This is a genomic window from Streptomyces niveiscabiei (assembly GCF_001419795.1).
GTDB lineage: Bacteria > Actinomycetota > Actinomycetes > Streptomycetales > Streptomycetaceae > Streptomyces > Streptomyces niveiscabiei.
In genome coordinates, this window is the sequence record NZ_LIRL01001148.1 from 327 (window position 1) to 3,526 (window position 3,200).

A 3,200-nucleotide genomic window follows, 5' to 3' on the forward strand; every position below is an offset into this window, starting at 1 on the left:
GTCGAGGAGGGCGCCGCCGCCTCGGGCGAACCGCGTCAACAGGGCGCGGGCGCCGGGCTGTTCCTTGTAGGCGTGGCCGAAGAAGATGTGCCGGTGCGTCAACTCGGCAGGGTCGTCCGGGAGTTCCTTCAGGCCGAGGATCACCGCGTCGCCCGGCGCCGACACCCACGAGCCCGCGGGCGCGACTTGGGCGCCGACCGCCTCGTACTCCTCGGTGGGGAAGATCCGTTGGGGCGAGTCCTCGACCGTCAGGGTGATACCGGCCTCGGTGAGGCGGCGGGCGTCGGCGGGGACGACCGGGGTGCGGCGTTCGGTGGCGCGGGGTTCGTGGCGGAGCCACAAGTGGACGGCGGTCATACGCGGTTGGCCTCCGGGCGCGGGGCGTCGGCGGCGAAGCGGCCGGCGCTCAGGGGGGTGACGTCCACGAAGGGTACGCGGCCGAGGACCAGGTCGCGCATCACCTCGCCGACGGCGGGCCCCTGGAGGAAGCCGTGGCCGGAGAAGCCGGTGGCGTACAGGAACCGGGAGACCGAACTCGCCTCGCCGATCAGCGCGTTGTGGTCCGGGGTGACCTCGTACAGGCCCGCCCAGCCGCCCGTGCGGCGCAGGTCGAGCAGGGCGGGCGCCCGGCGTTCCATCGCGGCGGCCAGGCGCGGTATCCACCGGTCGTGGGCGTCGGTCGCGAAGCCGGGGCGCTCGTCCGGGTCGGACATGCCGACGAGGAGGCCGGGGCCCTCGGGGTGGAAGTAGAAGGTGGTGGTGAAGTCGATCGTCATCGGCAGGCCGGGCGGCAGCCCCGGAAAGGCTTCCGTGACGGCGACCTGGCGTCTCAGCGGCTGAACGGGCAGATCCACCCCCACCATCGCCCCGATCGCCTTCGACCACGCGCCCGCCGCGCAGACCACGGTGTTCGTGCCGATCCGGCCGATGCCGGTGTGCACGGCGGTGATCGCGGTGCCGCGCACCTCGATGCCGGTGACCTCGGTGCGCTGGAGGATGCGTACGCCGTGGTGGCGGGCGACGGCCGCGTAGCCGTGGACGACGGACTCGGGCGTGCAGTGCCCGTCGTCGGGCGAGTACGCGGCGGCGAGCAGGCCGTCGGTCGTGATCAGCGGGTTCAGGCGCTGTGCTTCGACCGGGTCGATGAGGCGGCTCGGGACGCCGAGGGAGTTCTGGAGCGCGATGCCCGCCTCGAAGGAGGCGACCTCCTCGGGGGTGGTGAGGAGGAAGAGGTAGCCCGTGCGGTGCAGGCCGATGTCCTGGCCGGTGTCCTCGCCGAACCGTGCGAACGCCTCCAGACTCCGGGCGCCGAGCAGGATGTTGACCTCGTCGGAGAACTGGGCGCGGACCCCTCCGGCGGCCTTCGAGGTCGACCCGGCGGCGAGTTCGTCGCGTTCGACGAGCACCACGTCGCGGACCCCGGCGGCGGCGAGGTGACAGGCGACGCTGGTGCCGATCACCCCGCCGCCGATGACGACGACCGAGGCATGCGTGTTCAAGCGTGCGGCTCCTTGCGGGCGGCGGCCCCGGCCCGTCTGCCGAGGCCGGGGAGTTGCGACTGCCGTCCGGACAGCGGGAGTTCAGGACCAGTGGGCCACGGCGTCCAGGTGCGGCAGGTGGTGGTCGAGGCGCTCGCGCTTGGTGCGCAGGTACGTGATGTTGTTCTCGCACGGCGGGATCAGCAGCGGCACCTCCTCGGCGACCTCGATGCCGTTGTCCGTCAACGCCTCGCGCTTGCGCGGGTTGTTGGACATCAGGCGCACCGACTTCACGCCCAGGTCGCGCAGGATCTCGGCGGCCACGCCGTAGTCGCGGGCGTCGACGGGGAAGCCGAGGGCGACGTTCGCCTCGACCGTGTCCAGGCCCTCCGCCTGGAGCGCCATCGCGCGCAGCTTGCCCAACAGGCCTATGCCCCGGCCCTCGTGGCCGCGCAGGTAGACGACGACCCCGCTGCCCTCGGCGACCACCGCGCGCAGGGCGGAGTCGAGCTGGTCGCCGCACTCGCAGTGCTGCGAGCCGAACGCGTCACCCGTGAGGCATTCCGAGTGCAGCCGGGTGAGGACGTCCTCGGTGCCGAGCTCGCCGTAGACCAGGGCGACTTGTTCGTCACCGCGGTCGTGGTCCATGTAACCGACCGCCTGGAATTTGCCGTAGACCGTAGGAAGAGGGGCATTCACCACGCGTTCCACGCCCGTGCGCTGCGGGGTCTTCTTGCCGAGTACACCGATTTTTTCTGTCATGATCTGGTTCCTAAGAGTCCGATGGGGAGTCGAAAGGGCGGGAAAGCGATGAGTGGTCCGGAGATACGGGCGGCGGGGCGTGGGACGGTGGCCTCGGCACTGCCGACGGACACCACCGATGACGTACGGACGCGAGGGGCTGCTGTCTCAACGAGGATCGCGGTCCTTCCCGTCGGCAGCTACGAGCAGCACGGCTCCTACCTCCCGCTGGCCACCGACACGCTCGTCGCCTGCGCCATCGCGCGCGAGATCGCGGCCAGGCATCCCGTGCACCTCCTTCCGCCCGTGACCATCGCCTGCTCGCACGAGCACGCGGGCTGGCCCGGCACCGTCAGCATCTCCGCCGTGACCCTGCACGCCGTGGTCCGTGACATCGCGGCCTCGCTGCGGCGTTCCGGGGTCGAGGGCCTGGTCGTGGTCAACGCGCACGGCGGGAACTACGTCCTCGGCAACGTCGTCCAGGAGGCGTCCGCGCGCGGCGAGCACCTCGCGCTCTTCCCGGCCCCGGAGGACTGGGAGGAGGCCCGCGTCGCGGCGGGGGTCGAAACCTCCCTCCTCACCGACATGCACGCCGGTGAAATCGAGACGTCCATCCTGCTGCACGCGCACCCGGAAGTCGTCAGGCCCGGCTACGAGTCCGCCGATTTCACCGCCGACGACCGCCGTCATCTCCTCACCTCGGGAATGTCCGCCTATACCGATTCGGGTGTCATCGGCCGGCCTTCGCTGGGCTCCGCGGAAAAGGGCGAACGGCTTCTGGCGAGCTTCGCGGATTCCTTCGGAGCGTATTTCTCGCTGCTGAGTTCGCGGATTTCGGGAGAGTAGAGCGGGGCAGGGTCCGGTACGGGGGTGGCGCGCATCCCCGTCCACCACCGCGCCACCAGCACCCCGGCCCCCGGCAGCGCGGCCACGAAGCACAGCACCCCGTACACCACCGACACCGAGAACCCCATGTCGGCC

3 protein-coding genes and 1 pseudogene are annotated in these 3,200 nt (G+C 71.2%); 1 reads left to right on the plus strand and 3 read right to left on the minus strand.

Annotated elements, in window-relative coordinates:
• From AOK24_RS41195 to ribA, 3 genes and pseudogenes are all read right to left on the minus strand, one after another.
• Positions 1–357 (minus strand): annotated as a pseudogene (locus AOK24_RS41195) (saccharopine dehydrogenase); the annotation flags it as partial.
• Positions 354–1,499 (minus strand): NAD(P)/FAD-dependent oxidoreductase, encoded by a 1,146-nt coding sequence (locus tag AOK24_RS41200; protein ID WP_055725017.1) that lies wholly within the window; start codon positions 1,497–1,499, stop codon positions 354–356. The pseudogene AOK24_RS41195 and the gene AOK24_RS41200, both read right to left, overlap by 4 nt.
• An 81-nt stretch (positions 1,500–1,580) precedes the next feature.
• Entirely contained in the window at positions 1,581–2,240 is a 660-nt protein-coding gene (gene ribA, locus AOK24_RS41205; RefSeq protein WP_055725018.1) for a GTP cyclohydrolase II, read from the minus strand.
• A gap of 48 nt (positions 2,241–2,288) precedes the next feature.
• Here ribA and AOK24_RS41210 point away from each other — a divergent pair, with 48 nt between their 5' ends.
• On the plus strand, positions 2,289–3,065 hold the full coding sequence (locus AOK24_RS41210) for a creatininase family protein (RefSeq protein ID WP_107104167.1): 777 nt from the start codon (positions 2,289–2,291) through the stop codon (positions 3,063–3,065).
• Positions 3,066–3,200 lie beyond the last annotated feature (135 nt).